Raw genomic sequence first — 14,902 nt, forward strand, 5'->3', positions numbered from 1 at the left:
TGGGCATGAAAATTCAAACAGAGCAATTCGGTGAAGTGGAACTGGCTGAAGAACGTGTCATCACGTTTGATAGAGGGATTCCGGGATTTGATGAATATAAGAAATATGTATTGCTACCGGCGGATGCAGAAGGGGAATCGCCATTCTTTTTCCTGCAGTCAGTGGAAATGGTGAAAGTCAGTTTCTTCCTGGTCGATCCGTTTACGTTTTTCAAGGACTATGACATCAAACTGGAAGAGCAGATGGTGGAGCGGCTGCAGTTGGAAGATCCGTCTGATGCTATTGTGCTGACGACAGTTTCTGTTAAAGGCGACATCAGCGGAGCAACAACTAACTTGAAGGCACCGCTGGTTATCAACAATAAAAAACAGCTGGGCATGCAGGTTGTCTTGAACAATAAAGACTACCAGATCAAGCAGGCTTTATTCCAGAGCGGCGACACCGCTGCAAGGCAGGTGTAAGGCGATGTTAGTACTGGGACGTAAAAAAGGCGAAACGATCATCATCAACGACGACATTGAAATTACGGTCACTTCTATAGAAGGGGACATGGTGCGGATCGGCATCAACGCGCCAAAACAAGTGACCATCCACCGGAAAGAAGTGTACCTGGAGATTCAGGAAGAGAACAAGCAAGCAATGTCGAATGTCATCAATTTGAGTGACTTCTTAAGCATGCGGAAGAAATAGAACGTGAGCCTGCAGAATTTGCAGGCTTTTTATGTGGATCGAAAATAAAAAAGAAAAACTTTCAAAAAACACTAAACATTTGTTAAACCCCTCCGATATAACTACTGTAAGGCAGTTCAAAAGGATTTGGGCGCTTACAAAAAACAAAAAAACATTACACGGAGGTAATACACAATGATTATCAATCACAATATCGCAGCACTTAACACACACCGCCAAATGGGCTCAGCTCAAAGCGCACAAATGAACAGCATGGAGAAATTGTCATCTGGACTTCGCATCAACAGCGCGAAAGACGATGCAGCTGGACTTTCAATTTCTGAGAAAATGCGTGGACAGATTCGCGGACTTGAACAAGGTTCTCGAAATGCGCAAGATGGTATTTCTTTAATTCAAACAGCAGAAGGTGCATTGAATGAAACTCAAGACATTCTTCAGCGCATGCGTGAATTAGCTGTACAAGCTTCAAACGATACAAACACAACTGAAGATCGTGAAGCAATTCAGAATGAAGCTGATCAGTTGGCAAAGGATGTTAACCGCATTGCTAAAGATACTCAGTTTAACGGTCAAGATCTCTTGACTGGCGTAGGCGGACCGAATGGAGATGGTTCATTTACCTTCCAAGTTGGAGCGAATGAAAATCAACAAATTACGGTTAACTTCGCTGATATGAGAGGTTCAACTGGTTTATCTATCGCTACAACTGATGATGAAGCAACTGAGGCTATTGATATTTCTTCAACTTCTGCAGTAGCAACAGCAGCAATTACAACTATTAATGATGCTATAAAAGCAGTTTCAGCTGAGCGTTCTAACTTAGGAGCTAACCAAAATCGCTTAGAGTACGCAACAAATAATTTGAACACGTCTGCAGAAAACCTTACTGCTGCGGAATCACGAGTTCGTGACGTCGATATGGCGAAAGAAATGATGGAACAAACAAAGAATTCAATTCTTGCCCAAGCATCACAAGCAATGCTAGCTCAAGCCAACCAGGCTCCACAGCAAGTGCTTCAATTGCTACGTTAATATTAAGAATCAGCAGGAGCCTAATTTTAGGCTCCTTTTTTTTATAAGGAGGCAGTCTAATGGATATTGGTGCGTTATCAATGGCAATCAGTCAGATAAATGTTCGAACAGAAGTAAACGTTTCTATTATGAAAAAGACAATCAACCAAGCTGAAACAAATGGTCAGAGTGTTGTAAAAATGCTGGGACAGTTTGTACAGCCTCATATTGGTGGCAAGTTGGACATTAGAGGGTAAATGAGTGAGAAAGTCTATGACTGTAAAAGGTCACAGGCTTTTTTTCTTTTTACTGGATAAAGATTTTATTTACTACCACAATTATCCTATTCTTTTTTCACCCGTTATCTTGTACACTAAACAAGATTAACTCAAGCAAAGGGTGTGAGAACCAATTGACCAGTCCGATATTTTCTAATCTGTTTTTATATAATACGATTGCCACGATGGCGAAGTCGATGCCTGCTTTAGGACAGACCGACAGTACCACTAGCTCTGTCAGCAACTCGACAAGTCCCAGCACGTTTTTCGCGATGCTAATGAATGCCATGATGGAAAGCATGGAACAGACAAATACGGAAACAACACCGCAAACGGGTGTTCAAGCTGAGTTGCCGTCTTTAACTACGCCATTAACGGCCCCGCTAGCCAATTCCTATAATCCGGCTGTTACGATTCCGCCACTCAACACAAAAGAAGTGCCAACCGCTGCAACAGATAAGAGCGATCTGAAGTTCCGGCCGACGCAATTTGTTAAATTGGACAATACATTAGAAGGCAAGTTAAGCGGAACGGCTGCCCACTTTATCAATGCGGGGAAAAAATACGATCTCGATCCGAATTTATTGTCAGCCATTGCCATCCATGAAACCGGAAATGGCTCATCGAAAGCGGTCAACGACAAAAACAATGTCGCTGGCATGATGGGCAAAAACGGCTTGCGGAGTTATGGTTCGGTAGAAGACAGTATTTTCGATATGGCCCGCAATTTGCGCCAGAACTACTTGAATCAAGGCAAAGACACCATTGCGAAAATCGGAGCGAAATACGCGCCGGTTGGAGCCGCTAACGATCCAACCGGGTTAAACAACCATTGGACACAAGGCGTCAGCAATTATTATTCCAAGCTCACATAAAATAAGACAAGTCTTTTCATAGGCCTGTCTTATTTTTTTTGATTTATTGCTAAAAAAACCACATATTCTGCCGATAACTAATATAGAGCCTTTTAAACAAACTAGAAGATTGGGAGAGTGGCAATCATAGAGGTAGTAAATCAGTCAATTCCTCATTTTTCAAAAATCAACGAACCGAATCCAGGAGCTTTCAAAGAAACGCCAGTTCCTGAAGAAAATAAATTGTTGGATATTAATAAATCCGTTATGAAAGAAATGATCAGCGATAAAGTAGAGGACATGAACAAGTTTTTAGAACCGAGCTCGACAAATGTGAAATTCCAACTGCATGAAAAGCTGGAGGTCTATTATGTTCAAGTAATTGATTCGAAAACAGATGAGGTCCTGCGGGAAATTCCCAATAAAAAATTTTTAGATATGTATGCATCGATGGCCGAATTGGCGGGCCTGATTGTGGATGAGAAATTATAAGAACGGAGTGAACAGAATATGCGCGTTGGCGGATTAGCATCAGGCATGGATACAGAATCAATCGTCAAAGACATGATGAAGATCCAAAAGATGCCTTTAGATAAATTAATGCAGCAAAAAACCTTTACAGAATGGCAGCAGGAAGCATTCCGCAATACTAATTTGTCCATGTCGACTCTTCGGACAAGTGCCAGTAATTTGCGGCTTCAGTCATCATTCAACTCGTATAGCGTCACTTCACCAAATCCGACAAGTTTCACGGTAGCGACAACGGCTACTGCAATGAGCGGCTCTTACAAGGTGCAGGTGACAAGTGTAGCGAGTGCAGCGAAATTGAACTCAACTGCTGGTATTACGACAACAGTAGCAGACGGAAGCACTAAGGCTGCCAATTCGACAGATCAAATTGGTGTGGCAGGCCAAATAAAGATAGGAACTGTAAGCGTTAATGTAGCGAGCACGGATACGTTTGCGGACGTAGCTAAGAATCTTCAGGATGCCACTGCAGCTTCAATTCCAGCTCTGCGGGCCAGCTTTGATAACACGACGTCCCGCTTTTTCATTGCAACAAAAGGAATGGGAGCCGAACAGGCTTTTACCATGAATTTCACAGCAGCAGACGGAACAACGGCAAATGCAGATTTGGCTAATAAAATTATCAACAATGGCGCAACCACAGCCACCGCTGCCGGAGCTGCAGACGGCTCCATTAAATTTGATGACATTGAAATTACGGGATTAAAAACTAACCAAACGACCGTTAACGGATTGACGATCAATCTTTTGCAGGCTGGCACAGAAGCAACCATAAACGTCCAGTCTAACCCTGAAAAGCCGTTGTCCATGATCAAAGACTTTGTTGATAAATACAATGAAACAATTGAAACTCTGCAGAAGCAGCTGGTCGAAAAGCGCTACCCGGATTTCCAACCTTTATCCGATGAACAAAAGAAAGACATGACTGAAAAAGAAGTTGAATTATGGGAAGAAAAAGCGCGGAGCGGTTTATTGCGTAACGATCCGGTATTGAAAGCGGCTATGCAAGACTTGCGTAGAGCCTTCATGGACAAGGTATCAAGTGTTGCAGATGGTAACCTTAATCATTTGTCTCAAATAGGCATAAACACCGGTGCATATACTGAAGGTGGCAAATTATTCATAGATGAAACGAAATTGAGTGAAGCACTAAAGAACAAACCGGATGAAGTGATGGCATTGTTCACCACTAGAGATGCTGCGGGTAATGGAGTCGGGGCAAGAGTATATGACACGTTGAATAATATCGTCAAAAATCTCAGCACAAAAGCTGGCAGTTCTTCGAGCTCTGTAGACAACAGTACACTTTCCAAAAAAATAAGGCAGATGAATGATGAAATCAGCCGCTGGCAAGACCGTCTATTGCGCGTCGAAGACCGCTATTGGAAACAGTTCACAGCAATGGAGAAAGCGTTAAGCCAGATGAACTCGCAAAGCGCTTGGATGCAGCAGAACATGTTTGGTGGCGCGTAATGAGCTCAAAAACAATTATGTATGCATTTCTGGAACAGACACAGGAGCTTTACAAAAAAGCCAAGCACATCAATTCACGGATGGAAGCAAACGACGAAGGCAGCGTTGAATCACTTGAGACTATATTTTATCGCCGGCAGCAATCTATTAAACAGTTAGAGACTTTTATGAAGCAAAAAAACTTTCAATGGACAGCCGAAGAGCAGTCTATCATTGAGCAAGTAAAGGAAATCGATCAACAGCTTCATCTCTTGCTCAACGACTTGCACCACTCCTTTTTTGCACAGATCAATCGCATCGCTCAAACAAAAGAAATATCAAAAAAATACAGCAACGCTTATCAAACCGTATCCACTGAAGGTTCATTCATAGATAAACGGAATTAAGATCGAGGGGGAAAACAACACGTGGCAACAATTAATCCTTACCAGGCCTACCAGCAGAATTCAGTAATGACAGCATCTCCACAAGAACTGACTTTGATGCTCTACAATGGCAGCCTCAAATTTATAAAAATGGCAAAACGTGCGATGGCAGATAAACATTTTGAAGAAAAGAATACTAACATCATCAAAGCACAAAACATTGTTCAAGAACTCCGCATTACGCTGGACTTGAATATTGAAATGTCAGCTGCTTTAGCTCAGATGTATGAATACATGTACAGCCGCCTGCTGGATGCTAATATGAAAAACGATCCAGAAGCACTCGAAGAAGTGGAGACGCTGATGAAAGATATGCGCAACACTTGGAAAGAAGCAATGGCATTAGCTAAAAATAATTAATGCGGTCTTATAAGCTGAGTGAAGCAAGAATATAGGTATTCACTGGCTGATCTCTTGTAAAAACTATGCTCTAAATGGTGTATAGCAAGTATGTATAAAGATGAAATGAGGTATGAACGTGGATAAGACATCATGGGTGGGCATAATACTTGGATTTGCCGTTTTGATCGGCGGAATGATCTTAAAAGGATCCAGTCCAATCGCTTTATATAACCCGGCAGCATTAGTCATCATTTTTGCCGGCACGGTTGCCTGTATCCTCATCGCGTTTCCAATGGAAGAAGTTAAGCAGATTCCGAGTTTTTTCAAAGTCATTTTCAGTGAATCAAAAATGGCCACAGTCAAAGAAATGATTCCCATGTTTACAGGGTGGGCCATGCTGGCTAGAAAAGAAGGTTTACTGGCTTTGGAAGAAAAAGCGGATGAAGTGGAAGATCCATTCTTGCAGCGGGGCTTGAAGATGGTCGTTGACGGCCAGTCTCAGGAATATATCCGTGAAATGATGGAAGAGGAAATTGCAGCGATGGAAGAACGCCATGAATTGGGCGCAAAAATCTTTGCTCAGGCCGGCACCTACGCACCGACTTTAGGTGTGCTTGGTGCAGTTATCGGTTTGGTTGCGGCACTCGGGCACTTGGATGATGTGGCATTGCTTGGAAAATCGATTTCCGCTGCCTTTATCGCGACATTGTTTGGGATTTTCTCGGGCTATGTACTGTGGCATCCTTTTGCTAACAAGCTCAAACGGAAATCCGAAAAAGAAGCAAAAATGAAAATGATCATGCTGGAAGGGATATTAGCCGTACAAAGTGGTCTGCCAGTCCGTACAGTGGAAGAAAAGTTGCTGACGTATTTACCGGTAAAAGATCGAGTCCTTGAAGCGGAAGCAAGAGGAAAAGACAAAGAAGGTGTTCGTGTTGAAGCGTAAAAAAAAACACGAAGAACATGTAGATGAAGCCTGGCTATTGCCTTACGCGGATATTTTAACATTGCTGCTTGCCTTATTTATCGTGCTTTTTGCTGCCAGTGAAGTAGATTCCCAAAAATTCCAGGCGATTTCCAGTTCTTTCAATAGTGAGCTGCAAGGCGGGACCGGTGTTCTGGAAAAGGAAGCACCCACTGAAAGTATGGAAGTAACTCCTCCGATTGAAGAATTGAAGACCGAGGCCTCGACAACTGAAGGGCAAGAAGAAATGTCATGGGCGGAAGATCAGAAAGAACTGAAAGAATTCAAAGCGAAAATTGATGGGTATATTGACGAAAAAGGTTTGTCTCCGAGACTCCAAACAAAGCTTACCTCAAAAGGGCTGATGCTGACGATAACGGAAGGTGTTCTTTTTCAATCAGGTCAGGCTGAAATTTTTGAAGATTCCAGAACAGTGGCAAAAGAAATTTCGAATTTATTGATTACCGATACACCACGTATGATTTATATAGAGGGACATACGGATAATGTTCCAACAGGCACCCGGGAATTCCCAAGCAATTGGGAGCTAAGCTCAGCGAGAGCCATCACTTTTATGAAAATTCTTCTTGAAAATGAAAAGTTGGATCCACGGAAATTTAGTGCCACCGGCTATAGCGAGTATCAGCCTATTGCTTCAAACGATACCGAAGCGGGACGAGAGGAAAACCGCCGCGTGGAAGTACTAATCTCCCCTTATCAAAAAGAAAATATAGATTAAGAGGTGTGTACAGCATGGGGAAATTTAAAAATATTATTATTATCATTATTTTAGCGTCAGTTATTGGGGTAGGAGCTGCATTTTTGTTCTCACAAAAAACAGCAAGCTCTGAAGACAAACCTTTAACTGCAGAAGAATTAGTGGAATTGAGTATCGATACCGATATCATCACCACAAACCTTGCTTCTGCTAGCAATTTTGCTGTTGTTCAATTCAATATTGCATTAGACAATAAAAAAACAAAAGAAGAAACAGAAAATCGCACATCTGAAGTCCGTGCAGCAATTATTTCAACAGTTGCTGGTTTTACCAAAGAAGAGCTCGTCAGCAAGGATGGAATAGCAACACTTGAAGAGCAGCTCACGGCAAAGTTAAATGACATGCTGGACAAGGGGCATGTTGAACGTGTGCTGGTAACAGAATTTAAAGTACAATAATCATTGATTTTACTAAACATTTAACGGAAGCTGCCGATATAAATCTATAGAAGAGATAAGGTGAAGTGAATGCAGGCAAGCCGGTTAGAAAATTGCAGTATTTGCGGCAGGCTATTCAATAAAAGCTATTCAGATTACTGCCTGGATTGCTACAAGGATATCGAGCAGCAATTTAAACTCGTAGCAGAGTTTTTGAAAGCCGAGGAGAATCGTAGGGCTACGATTGCTGAAGTCAGTGAAGCCGTCGATGTTTCGAAAAAGCGGATTAAAGAATTCATTCGCGATGGGCGCCTGTATGCAGCGGATTATCCAAATCTGGGTTACCCGTGTTCCCAGTGTGGTAAGGTAATTAAAAGAGATAGCTTATGTACCGAATGTGCCACTAAATTTTCAACAGAGCTCAACAAGTCTCTTCAAGCCGATCAATTTAGAGAGCAAATGGCTAAGAACCCTGTAGGTGTTTCTGCAAACGCACAATACTGGAAGCTAAGAAAATAAAAAAAGTTAGGGCGGTGAAGGAATGAATATCGATAAAACAAACGGTTCTTCCTTTATTCAAGCTTATCAAAAGCTGCAGGTTACTCCCGCAGCTAAGGCGAGACCGATACAAAAAGAAGACGAACTGCAAATTTCACATCAGGCAAAAGCAATGTTTGAAAAAAATGCAACAGCAGATATCGAAAGACAGGAAAAGATAAACTTTTTAAAAGCCCAGGTCGCAGCGGGTGAATACCAAGTCGACGTTGATAAGGTAGCTGATAAAGTCCATCAATTCTGGTTTGATAAATAGAATGAAGCTCTTAAAAGAGGAGGGTGTCGGATGCTGGATTTAGTCGTCACGACGCTGGACGAATTGATCAGTCTGCAGAAACAGTTGATTCGCTATGCTGAACGGAAACAGACTGTACTCATCGAACGTAAAGTGGATGAATTAACTGAGTTAGTAAAAGAAGAGTCCAAGCTTATTAAACAATTGGGCGAACTAGAGGACGAGCGCCAGCAGTTAATGGCAGATGTCCTCAACGAACACCCGGGCCTGACATTCAGTGAATTTACTGAACAGATTTCAGATGAAAAAGTAAAAAAAGAGCTTCACTCCCAATTGAAAACTTTACAAATGCTTTTAACTGAGTTGCAGGCAAAAAACAAGGTTAATGAAAAAATCCTTGAAGACTCGATGAGCTTTGTTCAACATATGATCACTCAAGTAACGAAATCAAAGCAACAGCATTTTAATTATCAATCACCAGTCGGACAGCAAAAAGCACAGGTAAATAATCAGGGCTTTTTCGATACAAGAGCTTAAGAACTTTTAGAAAGCAGGGGAAATAATGGTCTCATCTTTTCACGGTCTAGAGTTAGGGAAACGTGGGTTATCCGTTGGACAGGCAAGCATTGCCACAACTGGACAAAATATTGCCAACGTCAATACAAAAGGCTATTCGCGGCAACAAGTAAACGCCAGTGCATCAGCATCTGTCGATATTTGGACGAATAGCGGAGCAAACTCCGGACAGTTGGGAACGGGTGTCAACCTTGACTCGATTACACGTGTAAGAGATCAATTCCTTGATCAGCAGCATCGCGATCAATCGGGAACCTTAAGTCAGTGGGAAGCAAAACAGGCGACTTTGGATCGGCTCGAGACGGTAATTAACGAACCTAGCGACACGGGCTTGAACTCAGCCATGGATCAATTATGGAATGCTTGGCAGGACCTTGGAAACGAACCTACAAGTTTATCAGCGCAGGCGGTTGTTAAAGAGCGTGCTCAGGCTTTTGTAGAAGTTGCTCATTCGATGAATGCATCAATGGAAAATTTAAAAAGCGATTTGGTTCAACAATCGCAGTCGACAGTCGCAGAAGCCAATGCATATTTAAAGCAAATAGCTGATTTAAATAGCAGTATTGTCCGCAGCGACAGCCAAGCAAACGATTTGCGCGACAAACGCGACGCAGCAGTTGAAGGGCTGTCAAAACTGATGTCAGTCAAAGTCGAAGAAAAAACAGACGGCTCTTACAGCATCAAACTCAAATCCACGGATGCTTCACTAGTGGCAGGAACTCAAGTAACTAATATTGATTATAAAACCGGTGCTGGTGAAAATGAAATCTACGGCGGTAAGCTTGCCGGTCTCAGCCAGTCGATGGAAATCGCTGATGACTACCACAAGGAAATGAACAAAGTGGTTGAAGGATTCGTTACAGCGAATGGTGTTTCAGCAGCAGGCGGCAAAGAAAGCCAATTATTTATTGGCAATACCACTGATTTTAATATTTCAACCTTAAAGGTTAATTACAATATGGAAAATTCAAAGATTCCTGCATCAATGGAAAGTGGCTCACAATCAGCCAAGTCGGACTTTCGTGTATTGGTCAGCAAGCTTGGGGCTCAAAGCCAAGCTGCTGTAAATACCGTCGTTAATCACGAAACAGCATTGCTGGCCACAGAAAACCGAAGACAGTCAGTAACCGGTGTTTCACTAGATGAAGAAATGGCCAATCTTATTAAATACCAACATTCGTATAATGCGGCAGCACGGTTAGTATCGATGACAGACCAGATGCTAGATACCATCATTAACCGTATGGCCGCCCGGTAAGTAGAGGGGGAAGCAGGATGAGAGTCACACAACAAATGCTCAATCAAAATTCAGTAAGAAATATGCATCAAAACTTGAGTCGTTTTGAAAAAGTTAATAATCAGGTCTCGACTGGCAAACTGCTTAACCGGCCATCGGACGATCCGAATGGTGTCAGTAAATCCATGAGCTTAAAAAGTTCATTGGCTGCCAATCAGCAATTTGAACGAAATGCTGGCGAAGCAAAGTTATGGATGGAAGAAACCGATCAAAATATTAATGCGATGGTCAATGTCATGCAGCGTGTGAGGGAATTGGGCGTTCAAAGCAATACCGACACCTTGTCCGATTCAGACAGGAAAGCGATTGCTGCAGAAGTTAAACAATTAACAGAACAAGTAAGAGAGTTTGCTAATACAAAAGTAAATGGAAACTTTTTATTTAACGGAAAAAATACTGATCAAGCCCCGTATCCGAAATCCGATTCCTATCTGACGACAACTTTCGAAGTGGCTGCAAAAACAATTGTTATCGGCGATAACGTCACTATAGAAGCGAGCGTCACACCAGATAAAATATTTGGGAATGCTGATGACGAAACCAACTTGTTTCAGGCATTAAATAAAATGGTGAATAGCTTGAAAGCTGATGAAAAAGTGGACTTGGGTATGATCGATGGGGGAATTGAACGGCTTCTAACGGTATCAGCAGAAAATGGGGGCCGTCAAAATCGTTTAGAAGCAGTGGAGAATCGCTTGCTCGACAGCAACTTGGAGCTCAAATCCATGCTGTCAAAACTACAGGATACGGATTATGCCGAAGCCATCATCAAGCTAAAAAGCGAAGAAAGTGTCTACCAAGCAAGCCTCGCTGCAACATCAAAAATAATTCAACCGAGTTTAATGGATTTCTTAAGATAAGTGAATTAAAGTGCGAAAGAGCAGATGCCCCGCGGGGAATCTGCTCTTTTTTCGTTATCCTTTTATTGTATTGACCAAGCCCATCATGTCATCTGCGTAGGAAATGGCTCTTCCTTGTGATTGAAACAATCGCTGAGTGGAAATCAATTCAGCCATTTCATCGGTAAGGTCAACATTGGAGGCTTCTAAAGCGCCTTGCTTAATAGAGATAGATCCGTCATTTTGCTGTGACAGATCAACCAGCTGCAAATTGCCGTTGGCGAGTTGGTCTGCTTCGGTACCCGTTAGGCTGAAACGGTTGCCGCCAATTTTTTCGAGAGAATTAGGCCGGTTTATTTGTGCGATGCCCAATTGGATTTCAGCTGGTTGTTTAGCAGGATCTTTATAGGAGACTTCCAAAGCCCCATTTCCATTTAACTGGATGGAATCATAATCAGCGTCAAAAGTGATCGGCTGATTATTGGCTCCAAGAACGGCATCTCCGTTCGCAGTAACAAGGCTTACTTGATTTGAATTCAAGATTGGTTGTACCTGAAAAGAGCCGTCTTTTGTATAAAAGGTATTGTCTTCTGATGCAACACGAAAATATGCGGATTCGCCCTGGATCATAAAATCAAGCGGGCGATCTGTTTGGAAGATGGAGCCTTGTTCGTTGCGAGTGGCTGTCTGAGATAAAATCGCGCCGGCGCCAATTCGCAAACCGTAAGGCGTAATTCGTCCAACTTCATTTTGCGGGCCGACTTGTTTCTCGATTGACTGAACGAGCGCATCAGAAAAACTCGCTTCTTGGCGTTTATAGCCATTGGTATTTACATTGGCAATGTTATTGCCGATCAAGTCGATCTTTTTTTGCAGTTCAGCCATGGTATTGCTTGCTGTATTCATTTGGATATTCACTGGAAACTAATTCCTCCTTATACGCGACCGATTTCATTGACGGCTTTTTCCATGCTGCGATCGTAGGCTTGTATCACTTTTTGGTTTGATTCAAAACCTCGGTAAGTCGTCATCATGTCTGTCATCGTTTGGGTCAAGTCAACATTCGATTGTTCGAGAAAGCCTTGTTTTACAAGGCTTTCTGTATTATTAAGCAAAGCAACATTATCAACAAATTGCGGAGTGCCTTCCGGATTTCCGGCCCACCGCAACAGATTCTGTCCCTCTTTTACAAACTGCTCCGGATTTTCAGTGTGGCCCATCCATAGACGGCCACCTTGCGTGCCATCCGCTAACACAATCTGGCCATTGTCCTGCACTGTAAAGTTAGTCGATCCCACTTGGATCGGCTGCTGGTTTTCACCTAATACAGGAAATCCATCGCTGGTCATCAACGCACCTTCGGCATTTACTGCGAAAGTTCCGTTTTTCGTATAGCGGACTTCATTGTTATCTGCAGCTACTGCAAAAACCATTGTGCCTTTTTGCTGAGTTTCTGGATTTATGGGCAATAACTCATCCATGAGCACTAAATCTGTCGTATTTCCGGTTTCTTTTAGAGGTCCTTGCAAAAAAGAAGGAATCCCTTCCTGAGCATATACTCCCGTGGTTAAAGTCCCGATATTTTGGGGGACTATTGTACCTTTTTTGCCAGCCTCCATCGCTTTAATCAACTGATTGGGAAAAGCGCGCATAACCGTTTGGTCCTCTTTGAAACCAGGAGTATTGGCATTTGATAGGTTATTCGTTAAGACTTGTTGCATCCTATTATTGGCCATCATCCCTGATGTAGCGGTATATAATCCACGAAACATATGAGTTCTTCCTCTCAAAACCAATTTCATTATTTCTCGCGTAGCATAACATTTAAAATAGAATATAAATAGAGACTTTTAGATTAATATGGAAAATTTAACATTAAAAAAATATTTAAAAGAAAAATATACAAAATTATATAAACATGATACTATCACGTTGTTATTATTTTTTGAAAATAGTACGAAATGACGAGTTTAAAAATAAAATAGATAAAATCATTGTGATAATGGCAAACTTATTCGAAAGATAAAGACGCAAAGCCACGGGCCTAACTACATGACGTATAAGGCAGCCGGGTTACCAAAAATGGTAGATTTAATTAAATCCATCTTTTTTAAGGTGGTTTTTTATTTAAAATTAATTGTAAAAAAAAGGAGTTTATTAATGAATATATTCCCTAAATCTCTTGAAACTATGGAGCAAGCGCTGTCGGCTTCAACCCTAAGACAACGAGTCCACTCAGCAAATATCGCCAATGTGGATACAGCTAATTACAAAAGCAAAAAAGTCGATTTTCAAGCAGCGTTGGATACAGCGATGAACCAGCAAAGCCTTTCAAGTTATAAAACAAACGAGCGGCATCTGTCGTTCAGCAACGAACGATCGGTGACTAAAACTGAAGTTTTGACGAACAACTCCACAAAATACAATAACAACGGCAATAATGTTGACATGGACGTCGAAATGGCTGAACTGGCAAAAAACCAATTATGGTATAACGCTGTTACCGAACGGGTAAACAGCAAACTCAACAGTTTAAGCTCTGTTATTAATGGAGGGAGATAAAAAAGATGAGTTTATTTAACGGATTTAACATCAGTTCTTCCGGCCTCACAGCCAACCGACTCCGGATGGACGTTGTATCTGCCAATATCGCAAATGCCAACACAAATCGTGCCGAGCTGGTGGATGGGGAATGGATGCCTTATCGCCGAAAAACAGTGGAATTATCTCAAAGCGGCGGATCGCCTTTTGCTAATCAATTGCAGTCGGTGATCAATAAAGGCAATGCTGCAGTGACAGGAGTCAAAGTTTCTGAAATCAAAGAAGATGAGACGCCATTTACGATGACTTATGATCCGGAGCATCCGGATGCCGGAGAAGACGGTTATGTCCGTTCATCTAATGTCGATCCATTGAAAGAAATGGTGGATTTGATGTCTGCAACCCGCTCCTACGAAGCCAACGTCACAGCGTTGAATGCTTCGAAAAGCATGTTCATGAAAGCGTTGGAGATTGGGAAATAACTAGTGGTTTTCACTTTTGGATATTCCGCAAAACAACTCCGCTTTCCTACGGGCTTGCGCTGAACTAACTCGGGCTATGCGCCCGAGTGGATTTCAGCACTTCGCTATCCCGCGGGAGTCTCCGTTGTTTTGCTCCATATCTTATATCTAAACAGTAGAAAATTTAGTGTTGCTTAAACTTAATAAAAACCTAAGCGCCGGCGCGTCCAAGGGCTAAGCGAAACAAGAAGACAGGCGTTCTTTGCCTGGCTTCTTGTGGGAGCTATGCCCAAAGCGACCGAAGCGCTAATTAGAAGTGAATACATCAATATCAAATTATATAGATCATTAAGGAGGCACTATGGAAAAAATTAGCCAGATTCAGACGCCTTTCATCCAAAATCAATTGTTCGATAAAGTGAAACCCGAAACCAAAGTGGAAGGGTTCGGGGAAATATTCAAGGATGCGTTAAAAGAAGTAAGCAAAGCACAAAATGAATCAGATAAATTGACCAACCAATTGGTGACAGGAGAAGTTCAGGATGTACATGAAGTCATGATCGCTTCGCAAAAAGCCAGCTTGTCTTTGCAGATGACGATGCAGGTCCGCAACAAGGTTGTCGAGGCTTATCAAGAAGTGATGAGAATGCAAGTATGATAGGGACCGGCGGGATGATG

Annotated in this window: 22 protein-coding genes and 1 riboswitch; of the genes, 20 read left to right on the forward strand and 2 right to left on the reverse strand. The window is 42.1% G+C overall.

What is annotated here, in order from left to right:
- The first annotated feature begins 5 nt into the window (after positions 1 to 5).
- The 17 genes from fliW to flgL all read left to right on the forward strand — a co-directional run bounded on the left by fliW (position 6) and on the right by flgL (position 11,243).
- Complete coding sequence (fliW, locus tag K8U60_RS15950) at positions 6 to 461, forward strand: flagellar assembly protein FliW (RefSeq protein ID WP_223642385.1); 456 nt, start codon at positions 6 to 8, stop codon at positions 459 to 461.
- A 4-nt stretch (positions 462 to 465) separates the two neighbouring features.
- A complete protein-coding gene (gene csrA, locus K8U60_RS15955) occupies positions 466 to 690 on the forward strand; it encodes a carbon storage regulator CsrA (protein WP_223642393.1) in 225 nt (74 codons plus the stop codon).
- Positions 691 to 864: 174 nt separating this feature from the next.
- Positions 865 to 1,722 (forward strand): flagellin N-terminal helical domain-containing protein, encoded by an 858-nt coding sequence (locus K8U60_RS15960; RefSeq protein ID WP_223642395.1) that lies wholly within the window; start codon positions 865 to 867, stop codon positions 1,720 to 1,722.
- Between the two features lie 59 nt (positions 1,723 to 1,781).
- The gene (locus tag K8U60_RS15965; protein WP_146558799.1) at positions 1,782 to 1,958 is read left to right on the forward strand and encodes a YjfB family protein; all 177 of its coding nucleotides are present in this window, start codon (positions 1,782 to 1,784) and stop codon (positions 1,956 to 1,958) included.
- 155 nt (positions 1,959 to 2,113) lie between these two features.
- Positions 2,114 to 2,854 (forward strand): glucosaminidase domain-containing protein, encoded by a 741-nt coding sequence (locus K8U60_RS15970; protein ID WP_223642397.1) that lies wholly within the window; start codon positions 2,114 to 2,116, stop codon positions 2,852 to 2,854.
- Positions 2,855 to 2,980: 126 nt separating this feature from the next.
- A complete protein-coding gene (flaG, locus tag K8U60_RS15975) occupies positions 2,981 to 3,325 on the forward strand; it encodes a flagellar protein FlaG (RefSeq protein WP_411730377.1) in 345 nt (114 codons plus the stop codon).
- A gap of 18 nt (positions 3,326 to 3,343) precedes the next feature.
- Positions 3,344 to 4,834 carry a flagellar filament capping protein FliD gene (fliD, locus tag K8U60_RS15980; protein ID WP_223642409.1) on the forward strand — a complete coding sequence of 497 codons (1,491 nt, stop codon included), beginning with the start codon at positions 3,344 to 3,346 and terminating at the stop codon, positions 4,832 to 4,834.
- On the forward strand, positions 4,834 to 5,220 hold the full coding sequence (locus tag K8U60_RS15985; protein WP_223642411.1) for a flagellar protein FliT: 387 nt from the start codon (positions 4,834 to 4,836) through the stop codon (positions 5,218 to 5,220). The genes fliD and K8U60_RS15985 overlap by 1 nt, the downstream gene beginning before the upstream one ends.
- Positions 5,221 to 5,241: 21 nt before the next feature.
- Positions 5,242 to 5,619: a flagellar export chaperone FliS gene (gene fliS / locus K8U60_RS15990; protein ID WP_223642414.1), complete on the forward strand. Its 378-nt coding sequence runs from the start codon at positions 5,242 to 5,244 to the stop codon at positions 5,617 to 5,619.
- A gap of 118 nt (positions 5,620 to 5,737) precedes the next feature.
- Positions 5,738 to 6,547, forward strand: a complete 810-nt coding sequence (gene motA, locus K8U60_RS15995; RefSeq protein ID WP_223642423.1) for a flagellar motor stator protein MotA — start codon at positions 5,738 to 5,740, stop codon at positions 6,545 to 6,547.
- Positions 6,537 to 7,304 carry a flagellar motor protein MotB gene (motB, locus tag K8U60_RS16000; protein ID WP_223642432.1) on the forward strand — a complete coding sequence of 256 codons (768 nt, stop codon included), beginning with the start codon at positions 6,537 to 6,539 and terminating at the stop codon, positions 7,302 to 7,304. Before motA ends, motB begins: the two co-directional genes overlap by 11 nt.
- Positions 7,305 to 7,318: 14 nt before the next feature.
- A complete protein-coding gene (locus K8U60_RS16005; protein WP_223642434.1) occupies positions 7,319 to 7,741 on the forward strand; it encodes a flagellar basal body-associated FliL family protein in 423 nt (140 codons plus the stop codon).
- Between the two features lie 69 nt (positions 7,742 to 7,810).
- Positions 7,811 to 8,239 carry a TIGR03826 family flagellar region protein gene (locus K8U60_RS16010; protein ID WP_223642436.1) on the forward strand — a complete coding sequence of 143 codons (429 nt, stop codon included), beginning with the start codon at positions 7,811 to 7,813 and terminating at the stop codon, positions 8,237 to 8,239.
- Between the two features lie 22 nt (positions 8,240 to 8,261).
- On the forward strand, positions 8,262 to 8,531 hold the full coding sequence (gene flgM / locus K8U60_RS16015) for a flagellar biosynthesis anti-sigma factor FlgM (protein ID WP_146558781.1): 270 nt from the start codon (positions 8,262 to 8,264) through the stop codon (positions 8,529 to 8,531).
- Positions 8,532 to 8,561: 30 nt separating this feature from the next.
- Positions 8,562 to 9,047 carry a flagellar protein FlgN gene (locus K8U60_RS16020; RefSeq protein WP_223642438.1) on the forward strand — a complete coding sequence of 162 codons (486 nt, stop codon included), beginning with the start codon at positions 8,562 to 8,564 and terminating at the stop codon, positions 9,045 to 9,047.
- A gap of 25 nt (positions 9,048 to 9,072) precedes the next feature.
- Positions 9,073 to 10,344, forward strand: a complete 1,272-nt coding sequence (gene flgK, locus K8U60_RS16025; RefSeq protein WP_223642446.1) for a flagellar hook-associated protein FlgK — start codon at positions 9,073 to 9,075, stop codon at positions 10,342 to 10,344.
- A gap of 17 nt (positions 10,345 to 10,361) precedes the next feature.
- Positions 10,362 to 11,243, forward strand: a complete 882-nt coding sequence (flgL, locus tag K8U60_RS16030; protein WP_223642448.1) for a flagellar hook-associated protein FlgL — start codon at positions 10,362 to 10,364, stop codon at positions 11,241 to 11,243.
- Between the two features lie 54 nt (positions 11,244 to 11,297).
- Here the strand turns inward: flgL and K8U60_RS16035 are convergent, their stop codons facing one another.
- Both K8U60_RS16035 and K8U60_RS16040 read right to left on the reverse strand, forming a co-directional pair.
- Positions 11,298 to 12,140 carry a flagellar hook-basal body protein gene (locus K8U60_RS16035; RefSeq protein WP_223642450.1) on the reverse strand — a complete coding sequence of 281 codons (843 nt, stop codon included), beginning with the start codon at positions 12,138 to 12,140 and terminating at the stop codon, positions 11,298 to 11,300.
- Between the two features lie 17 nt (positions 12,141 to 12,157).
- Entirely contained in the window at positions 12,158 to 12,994 is an 837-nt protein-coding gene (locus K8U60_RS16040) for a flagellar hook-basal body protein (RefSeq protein ID WP_223642452.1), read from the reverse strand.
- 222 nt (positions 12,995 to 13,216) lie between these two features.
- Positions 13,217 to 13,303, forward strand: a riboswitch (cyclic di-GMP riboswitch).
- Between the two features lie 79 nt (positions 13,304 to 13,382).
- Here K8U60_RS16040 and flgB point away from each other — a divergent pair.
- The 3 genes from flgB to fliE all read left to right on the forward strand — a co-directional run bounded on the left by flgB (position 13,383) and on the right by fliE (position 14,882).
- Positions 13,383 to 13,784: a flagellar basal body rod protein FlgB gene (gene flgB, locus K8U60_RS16045; RefSeq protein ID WP_223642453.1), complete on the forward strand. Its 402-nt coding sequence runs from the start codon at positions 13,383 to 13,385 to the stop codon at positions 13,782 to 13,784.
- A 5-nt stretch (positions 13,785 to 13,789) separates the two neighbouring features.
- On the forward strand, positions 13,790 to 14,245 hold the full coding sequence (flgC, locus tag K8U60_RS16050) for a flagellar basal body rod protein FlgC (RefSeq protein WP_223642455.1): 456 nt from the start codon (positions 13,790 to 13,792) through the stop codon (positions 14,243 to 14,245).
- A gap of 340 nt (positions 14,246 to 14,585) precedes the next feature.
- Positions 14,586 to 14,882: a flagellar hook-basal body complex protein FliE gene (gene fliE, locus K8U60_RS16055; protein WP_223642457.1), complete on the forward strand. Its 297-nt coding sequence runs from the start codon at positions 14,586 to 14,588 to the stop codon at positions 14,880 to 14,882.
- Positions 14,883 to 14,902: the final 20 nt, after the last annotated feature.

The sequence above is a fragment of the Planococcus circulans genome, assembly GCF_020023385.1.
Classification (GTDB): domain Bacteria; phylum Bacillota; class Bacilli; order Bacillales_A; family Planococcaceae; genus Planococcus.